Origin of the sequence: Pseudomonas sp. JAI120 (assembly GCF_014207255.1) — a bacterium.
GTDB lineage: Bacteria > Pseudomonadota > Gammaproteobacteria > Pseudomonadales > Pseudomonadaceae > Aquipseudomonas.
This window is the reverse complement of the sequence record NZ_JACHCZ010000002.1, coordinates 1192941-1206058: the sequence shown is the minus strand read 5'-3', so window position 1 is coordinate 1206058 and position 13118 is coordinate 1192941. Positions and strand designations below refer to the sequence as shown.

The 13118-nt window shown below is 60.7% G+C and carries 12 protein-coding genes; 6 read left to right on the top strand and 6 right to left on the bottom strand.

The genetic code is table 11. The features are described from left to right. Window positions 1-184 precede the first annotated feature (184 nt). From HDC32_RS17530 to HDC32_RS17520, 3 genes are read left to right on the top strand one after another with little or no spacing between them, the layout of a single operon-like run. The gene (locus HDC32_RS17530; RefSeq protein WP_131700459.1) at window positions 185-844 is read left to right on the top strand and encodes a paraquat-inducible protein A; all 660 of its coding nucleotides are present in this window, start codon (window positions 185-187) and stop codon (window positions 842-844) included. Beyond that, the gene (locus HDC32_RS17525) at window positions 831-1454 is read left to right on the top strand and encodes a paraquat-inducible protein A (RefSeq protein WP_131700458.1); all 624 of its coding nucleotides are present in this window, start codon (window positions 831-833) and stop codon (window positions 1452-1454) included. Before HDC32_RS17530 ends, HDC32_RS17525 begins: the two co-directional genes overlap by 14 nt. Next, the gene (locus HDC32_RS17520) at window positions 1447-3750 is read left to right on the top strand and encodes a PqiB family protein (RefSeq protein WP_167657055.1); all 2304 of its coding nucleotides are present in this window, start codon (window positions 1447-1449) and stop codon (window positions 3748-3750) included. The genes HDC32_RS17525 and HDC32_RS17520 overlap by 8 nt, the downstream gene beginning before the upstream one ends. Window positions 3751-3810: 60 nt before the next feature. Here HDC32_RS17520 and mksF read toward each other — a convergent pair whose 3' ends face one another. The 3 genes from mksF to mksB are packed head-to-tail and all read right to left on the bottom strand — an operon-like array spanning window position 3811 to window position 8622. After that, window positions 3811-6651, bottom strand: coding sequence for an Mks condensin complex protein MksF (mksF, locus tag HDC32_RS17515; RefSeq protein WP_145335636.1), 2841 nt, complete (start codon window positions 6649-6651; stop codon window positions 3811-3813). Further along, complete coding sequence (gene mksE / locus HDC32_RS17510) at window positions 6648-7355, bottom strand: Mks condensin complex protein MksE (protein ID WP_027606956.1); 708 nt, start codon at window positions 7353-7355, stop codon at window positions 6648-6650. The genes mksF and mksE overlap by 4 nt, the downstream gene beginning before the upstream one ends. Then, window positions 7345-8622 carry an Mks condensin complex protein MksB gene (gene mksB, locus HDC32_RS17505; RefSeq protein WP_053134085.1) on the bottom strand — a complete coding sequence of 426 codons (1278 nt, stop codon included), beginning with the start codon at window positions 8620-8622 and terminating at the stop codon, window positions 7345-7347. The genes mksE and mksB overlap by 11 nt, the downstream gene beginning before the upstream one ends. 187 nt (window positions 8623-8809) lie before the next feature. Here mksB and HDC32_RS17500 point away from each other — a divergent pair, with 187 nt between their 5' ends. Together HDC32_RS17500 and rimI are read left to right on the top strand one after the other, a co-directional pair. Beyond that, the gene (locus HDC32_RS17500) at window positions 8810-9553 is read left to right on the top strand and encodes an energy transducer TonB (protein WP_131700462.1); all 744 of its coding nucleotides are present in this window, start codon (window positions 8810-8812) and stop codon (window positions 9551-9553) included. Then, a complete protein-coding gene (gene rimI / locus HDC32_RS17495; RefSeq protein ID WP_003188286.1) occupies window positions 9546-9998 on the top strand; it encodes a ribosomal protein S18-alanine N-acetyltransferase in 453 nt (150 codons plus the stop codon). The genes HDC32_RS17500 and rimI overlap by 8 nt, the downstream gene beginning before the upstream one ends. Before the next feature lie 59 nt (window positions 9999-10057). Here the strand turns inward: rimI and HDC32_RS17490 are convergent, their stop codons facing one another. Continuing rightward, entirely contained in the window at window positions 10058-10462 is a 405-nt protein-coding gene (locus HDC32_RS17490) for a serine kinase/phosphatase (protein WP_131700454.1), read from the bottom strand. Between the two features lie 151 nt (window positions 10463-10613). Between HDC32_RS17490 and can the strand changes: the two genes are divergently transcribed. Then, window positions 10614-11258 carry a carbonate dehydratase gene (gene can, locus HDC32_RS17485; RefSeq protein ID WP_003188288.1) on the top strand — a complete coding sequence of 215 codons (645 nt, stop codon included), beginning with the start codon at window positions 10614-10616 and terminating at the stop codon, window positions 11256-11258. Here can and HDC32_RS17480 read toward each other — a convergent pair. Beyond that, the gene (locus HDC32_RS17480) at window positions 11255-11767 is read right to left on the bottom strand and encodes an SET domain-containing protein-lysine N-methyltransferase (protein ID WP_131700453.1); all 513 of its coding nucleotides are present in this window, start codon (window positions 11765-11767) and stop codon (window positions 11255-11257) included. The genes can and HDC32_RS17480 overlap by 4 nt on opposite strands. A gap of 145 nt (window positions 11768-11912) precedes the next feature. Next, a complete protein-coding gene (locus HDC32_RS17475; protein WP_184744912.1) occupies window positions 11913-13082 on the bottom strand; it encodes a hypothetical protein in 1170 nt (389 codons plus the stop codon). Window positions 13083-13118: the final 36 nt, after the last annotated feature.

Below are 13118 nucleotides of genomic sequence, written 5' to 3'. Positions count from 1 at the left end.
TTTCCCCATGTGAGAGTAGGTCATCGTCAAGATTAAATTCCGAAACCCCATTTGCGAAAGCAGATGGGGTTTTGTTTTGCGCGGTCGAAAAGTGCGGAAAGACGCACGACAAATTTGCACAGTTATTTCTGAACCAGACCACTAGAATAGCCACCTAACCTTTTTTAAAGTTTGAGCCCTATCTATGCCGGATCCGGTTGACGCCCTTGAGGTGTCGGATTTACCACTGGAGAACTTGGTGGCATGCCATGAGTGCGACTTGCTGATGCGCAAACCCGTGCTCGCCCTCGGTGAAAAAGCCCAATGCCCGCGTTGCGGTTATGAGCTCTACGCTCACCGCCATAACGTCGTTGAGCGCAGCCTCGCCCTGGTACTCGCCGCGCTGTTGCTGTACGTCCCCGCGAACTTTCTGCCCATTATGCAGCTCAATCTGCTCGGGCAGTCCTCAGAAGACACCGTGTGGAGTGGCGTAGTCGGCCTATTCGATACCGGGATGCAAGGCGTCGCCGCCGTGGTGTTCCTATGCAGCATGGGCATTCCGCTGCTCAAGCTGCTTTGCCAACTGGCGGTGCTGCTCAGTATTCGTTGGAAAATAGGCCGCAGTTACGGGTTGCTGTTGTACCGCATCTACCACCACATGAAGGATTGGGGGATGTTGGAGGTCTACTTGATGGGCGTACTGGTGGCGATCGTGAAACTCGCCGACATGGCCTCAATCACCATCGGCCTGGGTTTGGTCTGCTTCGTCAGCCTATTAATGGTTCAGGTTCTGCTTGAGGTGGTGATGTCGCCGCACCAGATCTGGCAAGCACTGTCAGGAGAAGATGATCATGCGGGCGATTGACGCAGGCATTCTGATTTGTACCGAATGTCATGAGCTGAACAAACAAGAGCCGGACACCGATGAGCAAACCTGCACTCGATGCGGTGCACTGATCCACGCCCGTCGCCCCAACAGCCTCGCGCGCACCTGGGCTTTACTGGTCACGGCGGCCATTCTGTATATCCCCGCCAATCTGTTGCCGATCATGACCGTCAACTCCCTTGGCCAGGGCGAGCCCAGCACCATCATGGCCGGTGTGATCCAGTTGGTGCAGCACGGTATGTTCCCGATTGCGGCTGTGGTGTTCATCGCCAGCATCCTGGTGCCGACGTTCAAGTTAGTGGGCATTGGCCTGTTACTGTTTTCCGTACAGCGTCACCAACCGCTTTCCGCGCAGCAACGCATTATCATGTACCGCTTTATCGAATTCATTGGCCGCTGGTCCATGCTGGATATCTTCGTGATCGCCATCCTGGTGGCGGTTGTAAATTTTGGACGGCTTGCCAGTGTCGAGGCTAACCTCGGTGCTGCAGCGTTCGCCAGTGTGGTGATCTTGACGATGCTTGCCGCAGTAACTTTTGATCCCCGACTGATTTGGGATAACACGGAGTCGGACGACGACCATGAGTGATTTGCCTAAAGCTAAAACCCGCCCGGCCTCCAACTGGTCAGCCATTTGGGTTCTTCCCCTGATTGCCTTGATCATTGGTGGTTGGCTGGGGTGGCGTGCCTATTCCCAGCAGGGTATTGAGATCCAGGTGCGCTTTGAAAGCGGCGAAGGCATCCAGGCCAACAAAACCGAAGTAGTCTACAAAGGCATGCCCGTGGGCAAGGTCAAGACCCTGGCTCTTGACGATGAGGGTAATAATCGCGGGGTGATCGCCACCATCGAGATGAACAAGGATGTCGACCAATACCTCAAGACCAACACCCGTTTCTGGCTGGTCAAGCCCAGCGTCAGCCTTGCCGGTATTACCGGCCTGGAAACCTTGGTCTCCGGTAACTACATCGCCGCGAGCCCTGGTGATGGTGAACCTACCCGTAAATTCAAGGCGCTCTCCGAAGAGCCTCCGTTATCTGACGCCAAGCCCGGTCTGCACCTGACCATCAAGGCCGACCGCCTCGGTTCGCTCAATCGCGGCAGCCCGGTGTTCTACAAGCAGATACAGGTCGGCCAGGTCAAAAGCTACTTGCTCTCCGAGGATCAGAGCACCGTCGAGATCAAGGTGTACATCGAGCCGACCTACGCCAGCCTGGTGCGCAAACACACGCGCTTCTGGAACGCCAGCGGCATCAGCATCGACGCCAATCTCTCCGGCGTGAAAGTGCGCAGCGAATCTCTTTCCAGCATCGTCGCCGGTGGCATCGCCTTCGCCACCCCAGAGAACCGCAAGGACAGTCCACCCACTGATCCGAGCCTGCCGTTCCGCTTGTACGAAGATTTCGACGCGGCCGCTGCCGGTATCAAGGCCAAGGTCAAGCTCACGGACTTCGAAGGTCTGCAGGCCGGGCGTACACCGGTGATGTACAAAGGCATTCAGGTGGGCAGCCTGAAAACCCTGAAGATCGACCCTGACCTGTCCAGCGCCAACGCCGAGCTGACCCTCGACCCATTGGCCGAAGACTACCTGGTTCAGGACACTCAGTTCTGGGTGGTCAAACCTTCCATCTCGCTGGCCGGTATTACCGGCCTGGAAGCCCTGGTCAAAGGTAATTACATCGCCATTCGCCCTGGCGACAAAGGCAGCGCCCCGCAACGCGAATTCGTCGCCCGTGCCAAGGCGCCGCCGCTGGACCTGCGCTCCCCAGGCCTGCACATGGTCCTATTTACCGACAACCTGGGCTCCCTGGATGTCGGCAGCCCGATTCTCTACAAGCAGGTCAAGGTCGGCTCGGTGCAGAGCTACCAGTTCTCGCGCAAGAACAAGCAACTGGTGATCGGCGTTCATATCGAGAAGGAATACGAAAACCTGGTCAACGGTTCGACACGTTTCTGGAATGCCAGCGGCGTCACCCTGACCGGCGGCCTTACCGGTGGTATCCAGGTGAAGAGTGAATCCCTGGCCAGCCTGATGGCCGGCGGTATTGCCTTCGAAACACCGCAGCCGAACGTACCGCTGAAAAAACGCATTCCACGTTTCCGCTTGTTTGCCGACCGTGAGGCTGCCAATCAGCATGGCACCCTGGTGACCATCAAGGTCGACCGTGCTGACGGTATGCGTCCAGGCACACCGGTACGTTTCAAAGGCCTGGATGTGGGCAAGATCGAGAGTGTGGACCTCAGTGCCGATATGCAGTCGGTGCTGCTCAGCGCACGTATCACCCAAGTGGCAGACCGCATCGCGCGCGTCGGCAGCCAGTTCTGGGTGGTCAAGCCAGAGCTGGGCCTGATGAAAACCTCCAACCTGGAAACACTGGTCACCGGGCAATACATTGAGGTGCAGCCGGCTGCGAAAAACGCCGGCCCGCAGAAGAGTTTCGTCGCACTGGACCAGCCCCCTGAAACTGTCCGTCAAGAGGCTGGCCTGAGCCTGACACTCAGCGCCGCACGCCGTGGCTCGTTGAAGGAAGGCGTACCGGTGACCTACCGTGAAGTCACCGTGGGCAAAGTGACCGGCTACGAGCTTGGCCAGACCGCCGACCGCGTGCTGATCCACATCCTGATCGAACCCAAGTACGCGCCGCTGGTACGCAGTGGCAGCCGCTTCTGGAACACCAGTGGCTTCGGCCTCGACTTCGGCCTGTTCAAGGGGGCGACGGTGCGTACCGAGTCCCTGGAGACGCTGGTGGCCGGCGGTATCGCATTTGCCACGCCAGACGGCGAGCGCATGGGGAACGCAGCGCGGCCGCAGCAAACCTTCCCGCTGTTCGACAAATTCGAAGAGGAATGGCTGACGTGGGCGCCTAAAATTCCACTCGGCAAATAAAGCTACAAAAAAGGCCGCGATCCAATGGATCGCGGCCTTTTTACATTTCAGCGCAAAGCGTCAGACTTCATCCAACTCCGGCTCATCCGCCTGCACATTCACCGTCGCCTTCACCCCATCATGGCGGCGGATGTACTTCCAGTCCGCCTCATCGATGTAGATCCCGTTCGGCCCGCTGCCGCCCTCCAGGTCGATTGCCACCTGGGCAGACACCTGCGGCTTCACACTGGCGAGGATCGGCACAAAGCCCAGTTGCAAGCTGGTCTCCAGCAACGCTGCCTGGTTCTTCTCATCGATATCCGCCGCCTCGTCGAGGTAGTACGGCAGGCGCACGCGGCCAGCCTGGTCGCGGTCCATCAAGTGCAGCAACAAGTACATGTTGGTCAGCGCCTTGATGGTCATGGTGGTGCCGTTGGACGCCGCACCGTCGATGTCGGTGTGGATCACCGGCTGACCGTGCACCTTGGTGATCTCGAAGGCCAGCTCGAACAGGTCCTTGAGGCCCAACTGGTTATGGTTGGCGGCCACCAGGCGGGCCAGGTATTCCTTGGCCTCTTCGTTCTTGTTGTCCTGCTCGGCACTTTGGCTCAGGTCGAACACCGACAGGGTTTCGCCTTCTTCGTACTGGCCAGCACTGTGGATGATCTGGTCGATATGCTTGAGGGCTTCCTTGTTCGGCGCGAGCACGATACGGAAGCTCTGCAGGTTGGACACCTGACGCTTGTTGATCTCGCGGTTGAACAGCGCCAACTGGTGTTCGAGGCTGTCGTAGTCGCTGCGGATATTGCGCAGGGTCCGCGCGATATCGGTGACCGCCGCACGGCGTGCCTTGCCCAGTGTCAGCGCCTCATCGGTGCGGTGCGCATAGGCGTTGATCAGCAATTGCAGGCGACGCTCCACGTCATCCTCGCTGTCGAACTTGGCCACGCCCTTGAGGCGCACCTGAGCGTACAGCGCCTCGATCTGGCCATCGGCACGCAGCAAGCCCTGCCAGCTGTCCTGATAGTCATTGAGCAGCGGCAGCAGGTTGTCCATGGAGTCATCGACCGGGTCCATGAACGGCGTGCCGAATGGCAAGTCGGCCGGCAACAGCTGCCGGCGGCGCAAGGCGTCATCCAGCGTGCGTTGCTTGGCTTCCATATCGCCGATCTGCCGGCCCACCAGTTGCAGCTTGGCGGACAGTTGCTGGACGCGTTCGGTAAAGGCGTCACTGGAACGCTTCAACTCATCCTGGGCCGCTTCCATCTGCGCCAGGTTTTCCAGTTTTTCGCCTTCCTCGGCACTCAGGGTTTGCGCGCGACGGAAATCTTCCAGCGCCTTTTGCGCGTCGAGCACTTGCTGGTACAGCGCTTCGGTCTGGGTCTTGCTTGCGGCACGGTCAGAGGCCACGGCTTGCTGGGTTTTCAGCTGCTTGAGTTCTTTTTCCAGGCGCTCTTTCTGGTCGCGCAACGCCGCACGATCCGCCAGGGCCTGCAACGCCGGTGGTTCGATGTGCGAGATGTCGATGGACAGCCCCGGCACTTCAAAACGCTCGCCCTTGAAGCCATCCAGGATCTGCTCCAGGGATTTGACCCACTGGCCGTCCTCGTCCAGCGTGATGCCGTGTTCACCCAATGGCAGGCTGAACAACGAGCTGTTGAACAGGCGCATCAGGCGCTCGACATCCTGCTGCGAAAACTCTTCGCGCAGCTTGGCGTAGCTGTTGTTATCCGCGTGATCAAGCTGCTGCTTGACCGACTTCAAGCGCTTTTCCAGGTCGCGCAAACGCTCGTCCAAATCCTCGGCGCTGAACTGTCGCGACTGCGCCAGGGCGCCCGCCAGTTCATCGTGAGCGTCCTTTGCCGCCAGCAGTTGCTGCTCCAGCACCTTGACGTCATCCACCAGGGCAAAGCGATGCTTGAGCACCGACAACTCGCCCAGCCAACGCTGGATACCACTGATTTCCCGCTCCAGGCGCATCAGCTCCTGGGTGCCGCCACGCTGATCGTTCTGCAGCGCATCCTGCTCGTTGCGGTAGTGCTCGGCCTGGATGGTCAGCTCTTCTTTGCGCGCACTCGCGTAGTCCGACCAGGTGCCCAGCAGCGAGTCCAGCAGCGGCGACAGGCGATGCAGCTTGCCGCGCAGGGCGTCGCGCTGTCGGACGCCATTGGCCAGGGCTTCGACCAGCGGGCCGGCAGCGACCAGGGCGTTGTAGTCCTGCTCCATACGTCGTACATCGCGGAAGGCCTCTTCGCACGCTGCGATGTAATCCACGCTACCCGAACGCAGGCTGTGCTCGAACGCATCGAGGAACAACTGCTTGAGCTTGGCCGCGGTGATTTCGCGCATGTGCAGCAGGTTGATAAACAACGCGCGGAAGGTCTTCAGGCTTTGCTCACTGGTGGAGCGCAGTGGGATCAACGTCAGGTCCAGCGGGATCGACGTGTGACCACCCACCAGCAAACGGCGCAGTTCATCCGGCTTGAGTTCGTAGGCTTTCAGGCCTTCGCGTTCCAGGTTGGTGAACAGCTCTTTCTGGCGCAGGCAGGTGTCGTTTTTCTGGTAGTGGGCCAGGTCCAGCTTGCCAGCATAGGCAAAGAACTGGTGACCAAAACCGCCGCCCGGGCCACGCCCGACCACGCCGATGACATGCGGGCCATGGGGCAGGGAGACTTCCACGAGGATGTAGCTGGTGTCGGTGGCGAAGTAGAATCGTCGCGATTGCTCCAGGGTGTACTTGCCGAAACTCATGTCCGACATGCGCGCCAGGATCGGGAACTGCAAGGCGTTGATCGACGCGGATTTACCCAGGTTGTTGGCGCCATACACCGACAGCGGTTCTTCCAGCGGGAATAAGCCCAAGCTGTAACCGGCAGTGTTCAATAGGGCGAAGCGGCGGATGCCGTAGCGTTCCTTACTCATGCGTCGGTCTCCTGTTCTTCGGCAATGGCGCGCGCCAAGGCGTCTTCTTCGCTTTCTTCAGCGAAGTCACTCAAGTCCAGCGGGTCATCGGTCTTCAGCAGCTTCTCATCGCTGTCTTCGTCGATGATCACCGGTGCCGGCAACGGCAACACGCTGTGCACGCTGGCCGCGAGGTCACGGTCTTGCTGCACCGACAGGCACACGTCGAGGAAGCGGTGCATCGGTGGCAGGAAGCGGTAAATGCCGTTGTCTTCGCTGGCAAAACCCAGTTGGGTCATGCGGCGCATGATTTTTTCTTCGAGTTCTTCCTGGGTCTGCACTTCGGCCTGGATAAACAGGTCGCGGTACTTTTCCAGCAGGGACGGCAGTTCATCACGACCGAGGCTGCCACCGTCGAGCACGGCAATCGGGTCGCGGCCCTGGTCGGCCAGGTGCTCGACGATGATGAAGGTGAACAGCGCCAGGCGCTGGGCGGTCTTGTTGACCTGCGCACTGGCAATCGCGGAGTCCGGCACGAAGTAATAGAAGCCACGGGTATCGCACACCAGCTCAAAGCCCAGGGCCTTGAACAGCGTGCGGTACTGGTCCTGGAAGTTCGACAGTTGCGCGTACAGTTCGGGGTCGCGGCGGCTGACGTGGTAACCCTTGAACAGCTCGCGAAAGATCGGCGCCAGCTGGGACAGTTCGGATAGATCAAGATGCATAAGGTGTACTCGCAGGATGCTCGGCGGCGTCGGTGCCGGCCGGGAGCAGGGCGAATGAGCGCAGGCTGACCTGGTGCTCGTGTGTGTGGTAATCGCGGCGTTCCAGGCGCTCGCGCTTGAAGCGTTTTTCGCGCGAGAGCCGTGAGAACCAGTACAGCAATTCGTCGGTGGCGCCGTCCGGCTCCTGCTCCAGCAGCCACGTCATCAGGTCCGGCATCGGCAGCGCGTCTTCGCAGCGCTCGAGCATTTCCTTGACCGTACGTGGCGCGCGCTGGGCTTCGCCCTTGTGGGATTTGTGCGCCTTGGGGAACCGTGCCGGTTTAGGCTCGAAGTTCGCCAGCGCATACACATAGGCCTCGACCTGGCTGGCACTGCCCAGGAAGGTACTTTGCGGCCGGGTGAACATCGGCATCGCCGCTTGCGGCACCGCGTCCAGGCCTTTACGGCGGATGGCCGACAGCGCGAGCGCCGCGCCACGGGTCACGGCGTTGTGCCGGCGTGCCTCTTCGCGCAGCGGCAACAGCAGCTCGCGGGCGTGACGCAGGGTCAGCTGGGCGCTGGTCTGCATTTCGAGGATGCGCGCGTGGGTGCGCAGCAGCATGTCGTCGTCCACCAGGTGGCCGAGGCGCTGTTGCTCGGTGAGCATGCGCAACAGCACGTTTTCTACCTTGCGCACGCCTTGTTCGAAGGCACCGTCGGCGTTCACCAGTTGAATCATCGGTTCGACGTATTCGTCCCAGGTCGCCAGGACTTCGGCGTAACGCTGGCGCAACGGGATCTGCCGGTCGCTGGTCTTGGCACGGTCGGCCACGGCCGCGAGGGCCTGTTCGTCGTTGGCGAGTTTTTTCAGTACGTCGCGTACGCGCATGTCGAGCAGGCGCAACTGGCGGGCCAGGTCGTGGCCATCACGGATGTCGAAGGCGTCCTGAATATAACCGGCCAAGCGCTCCAGATGGCGCAGGTAGGCTTCGATTTCCAGGCACAGGCCAAGCCGGTGCTCCTTGCGAAGATAAGCCAGGAAGTCGTGGATCTGCGCGTTGAGCTCGAAACGATTCGGGCTTTTGGCGACAGGCACCAGGATGTCCAGGCGAATCCACACGTCCAGCAGGCTGGTGATGTCCTGGGGCGTGCTGTCCAGTTGTTGGGCGGCCAGTTGTGCGCGCAACTCGCTCAGGCTGAGGGTGCCTTGGTCGAAGTGTTCGCACAGTGGCTCAAGTAAGGCCCAGTGTTCGGCGAGGGCGCGCAGGACGCGCTTGGGTTCGATCATGGGAATGGCCGGCTGGTTGGCTATTAAAAGTCGCGATTGTACTGCATCAGGCGCGGGATTTATCCACAGCCGGTCAGTGCACAGTGGGCGATTGTTACCGAACAGCGGTAGAATCCCCGCTCTTTACTTATCCACAAGTGGCCGAGCTGTGCTTATCGAGTCCCGACGTCGCGCTTACTTGACCGCCATGCAGGTGGTCAACTGGCTGCCCCGCACCGAACTGCCGTTCGCCGCCCCGTCGCGGCCCGAGCTGTTAGAAGCGCTTGAGCCCTATGAGGCGTTCGAGACCTCGGGCGAGGAGGCCGCCGCCCCGGTGGTGGTGGCCAAGCCCGTGCCGCCAGCGCGGCCGGCGGTCGAGCGGGCCAAGATCGAAGTGCCCCGCCCCTCGCCCATGGCCAAGCCGGTGGTAGCCGAAGAGGCAGCCCCGGTGGTCAAGGCCCCGGTGGTGCCGCCACCGCGTTTCGCCCTGCAACTGCTGCGGGCCGGGCGCTGCCTGCTGCTGGTGGAACTGCCCACCGGCGAGCGCTTCCAGACCCGCGACCCCGCCTACATGCTGCTCAAGGACATGCTGCGCGCCGCCGGCCTGCCCGACAGCCCGCAAATCGTCGGCGACCCGGTCCGTTGGCCGCTGCTGGTACGCGGCACTATGGACCAGGGCCCGGAAGCGGCGCGGGATTTTGTGCAAGGCTTCGTCTCGGCGCGCCTGGAAGACGAACCCTGCGTGTGCCTGTGGCTGATCGGCCTGCCCGCCGTACGGTTTGCCGGCGAAGCGAACGCCGAAGCCTGGTACCGCGAACTGCAGGTCGAGGGCCTGGGTGCTGTATGGGCCCTGCCGGGCCTGGAATTATTAATGGAAGAGCCACAGCGTAAGGCTGATGTCTGGCAAGCCATGCGCCGGCTGATGGCGCGCTGGAAAACAACCGATGAGTGAGGCTTTATCCTTCCGCCCGATGACCGAGGCCGACCTCGACGCGGTGCTGAAAATCGAATACGCGGCGTTCAGCCACCCCTGGACTCGCGGGATCTTTCTCGACGGGCTGGGCAAGTACCAGATCTGGCTGATGTTCGAAGGCGAGCAGCAGGTAGGCCACGGCGTGGTGCAGATCATCCTCGATGAAGCGCATTTGCTGAACATCACGGTCAAGCCGGAGAATCAGGGCCGTGGCCTGGGGTTGGCGCTGCTGGAGCACCTGATGTCCCGTGCCTATGCCGCCAACGCGCGGGAATGCTTCCTGGAAGTGCGCGACAGTAATACCGGTGCGTTCCGTCTGTATGAACGCTATGGCTTCAACGAGATTGGCCGTCGTCGGGATTACTATCCGGCTGTCGGTGGTCGTGAAGATGCGGTGGTCATGGCTTGCACCCTGGTCGACTGAGCACACAAAACCCATGTGGGAGAGGGCTTGCTCCCTCCCACATTCAGCTGTGCGGTGTGTCAGCGGTTACCGTCTACCGGGTCGATATCAGCCAACTCGGCCTCATCCAGCCCGTTCCCGCCGCCAATGTCATCTTCATCCACAATGCTCAGGTCAAAATCCGCCGGGTTGTCTTCACCCGCCTCCCGAGCATCCCGCGCACCATCTTCATGGATTAGCGTTTCCGGGCTCATATCATCATCGGTCGACTCATGATTATCGGTCGAAGCCCCGGTCATTCCGGCCTCGCGCACCCGTTCGTCGGGCATCAGGTGTTCACGCTCGCCACGCGGAATCTCATTGCCAATCTCCGCCGTCGGTTCTTCCTCGTCAAAATCCAGCTCGCGCATCGAGCCCATGCGATCTTCGTTGTCGTCAATCGGTTCGGGCTGTGTAGCGCCGTAGGGACGTCGTGATTCAGTCATGGCCAATCCTCATACTGTGGGGCTTATAGTGTGTGGACAGGCATATCCCCCCAAGATTCAAGTAATTGCCCGCCGGCTATCTTTATGATCGGCGTGACCCGGACGGGCGGTCGTCTGTCAAAGCTGCGCATCATTCCTGAGGCTTTCCCTGATGAACGAACTACAAGACCTGCTTGATAACAACGAACGCTGGGCGGATGCGATCAAACAGGAAGATCCCGAATTCTTCGCCAAGCTCGCCCGCCAGCAGACCCCTGAATACCTGTGGATCGGTTGTTCCGACGCCCGGGTACCGGCCAACGAGATCGTCGGCATGCTGCCCGGTGACCTGTTCGTGCACCGCAACGTGGCCAACGTGGTGCTGCACACCGACCTCAATTGCCTGTCGGTGATCCAGTACGCCGTCGATGTACTCAAGGTCAAACATATCCTCGTCACTGGCCACTACGGCTGCGGCGGCGTGCGTGCCTCGATGCAGGACCGCCAGTTCGGCCTGATCGACGGTTGGCTGCGCACCATTCGCGACCTCTACTACGAAAACCGTGACGTGCTGGCCCAATTGCCGACCGAAGAGGAACGTGTGGACCGCATGTGTGAGCTGAACGTGATCCAGCAGGTGGCCAACGTCGGCCACACCAGCATTGTGCAAAACGCCTGGCACCGTGGGCAGAGCCTGTCGATCCACGGCTGCATCTACGGCATCAAGGACGGCCGTTGGAAGAGCTTGAACACCACCATCAGTGGTTTTGAGCAGTTGCCGCCGCAGTATCGCCTGCGTCCGCTGGGCGAAGCCTAAGGCCGTTTGCGGTCGCGCCAGCGGGTCATGAATGCCTGGCCCTCGGCGTTCAAAAGCTCTGTGCTGCCGGTGATCCACCCCCGGCAGTTCAGCTCGCCGCATTGGCAGGCGAACTGCCGGAACAAGGCGTCCTCGGTGCTGGCGTAATCCAGGGTCAGCGGGGCGCCGGCGGCTATGGGCTGCACGGTCCATAGTTCCAGGTAGGTGGTGTCGAAAAACACATTCGGGTTGCAGGAATGCCGTAGCAGGCCGCAGAACCAGCTGTCGTACAGGTGGATGCGGGCGGACAGCTGCAACGTACGTGTGCGTCGCTCGTTCACGGCGTAACCGGACACTCGGGCAATGCGCACGCGGCCGTCGAAACTCACGCGAGCCCTGACGCCGCCGTCGTCGCGCTCAACCTTAAAGTGCTTGGCCGAGGGATAGCCCTGTTCAACGAGCAGTGTCTTGAACGGGTACAAACAATCACCCACAGCGGTTTTAGCCGGGTCCATGGCTTGAGTTTTCATAACTCTCCTTGGTGAGGCTGCATGGACCTGCGGGTGGTGGCTGACTACCAGTCTTGCAGCGGATGTGCCCGGCTCAAGACTCGCTGAACATGGAGCCGATTTCTACTGTCAACTTTGACAGTAGAAATCGGTTTTTTTTGGCTGTCTACAGCACAGGCGCCGTGATGGTGGGGGCGGGCGCTGTGTTCTTCAGCTGTTTGAGCTGCGTTTTGATCGCGGGCGTGGCGCATTTGGCGTTCGCCTGTTCCGGCGTCAGATTGCGCACCGAGGTGTAGAACAACTCACAGGTCTGCTCTTTGCGCGTGACCTGCCAGGTGTTCATGCAGGCCTTGAGCAGTACATTCGGATCGCTCGCCGGTTTCTGGCCCATTCCGGCCTGCCAGCAGGCGGCGCTCAAGTCCTGGCCCATCACTTTTAAACCCGCATCGTCGGCTTGCTGCTCGTTACCGTCATAGGTGTCCGGGCTGGCCGCGTACCAGATGTAGCTGGGGTGGTTGGCGCCCAGCACCGAGACGGTCTTGCCCGCGGCAGGGCTGATCTGCGCCAGGCCCAGCACACCCACGGTTTGCCCGTATTGTTGTTTGATCCAGCTGCGCACCGGCGCGCCGAACGCGACCATTGGCAGCGAGCCGTTGGGGTGCAGGCTCAGTTCGCTGACCATGCGGGTCTGGTAGTCGGTGAAGTAGCTATAGACGTTCTCCAGGTCCTTGCCCGCATTGGAAGGGGCGGCGATGGGCGCGATATCGATGATGGTCTGGTAGGCCGGGGTTTCGGTGGCCGGCACGCCGTTATCGGTAAGCAGGCTGGCCCAGCGGTCGGTGGTGGCCGACTCCAGGTAATCCTGGGCCTGGGTCAGCGAATAATCCGGCGGAAAATGCAGCAGCTCGATGCTCTTGCGGTTTTCCAGGGCCATGCCCAGTGGCAGGAACAGGTACCAGTTGTAAGCCCACTTGCCGTCGCTGTTGAGTTTGCTCGCGCCCTGGTAGGCCAGGTCAGCGGTATTGAGCAGCGCGGTCAGGGGCTGGCCGTAACTGTCGGGTACACCGCTGAAGGTCGCGGCGAGCTGCCCTTCATGGTTTTTGACGCTGACCTTGGCTCGGCTGTAGCCGTCACGCTGCAGGCTTTGGTTGAGGTAGTGCTCGGCGGTCTGCTCCAGCGTCCATGGCCGAAAGCAGACCACATTGCAGTTATTGGGGTAAGCGAACAACTGGGTGACACGTTGCGTGCTGCCCAGAGGGACTTCGATGTCGGCGTGTACGACCGCACTGCTCATCAGTGCGGCCAGGGTGAAGGACAACCTGGTCGGTTTGAACATACTCGATTCCTTGTCAGCGAAAGCCCGTCTGCGCGG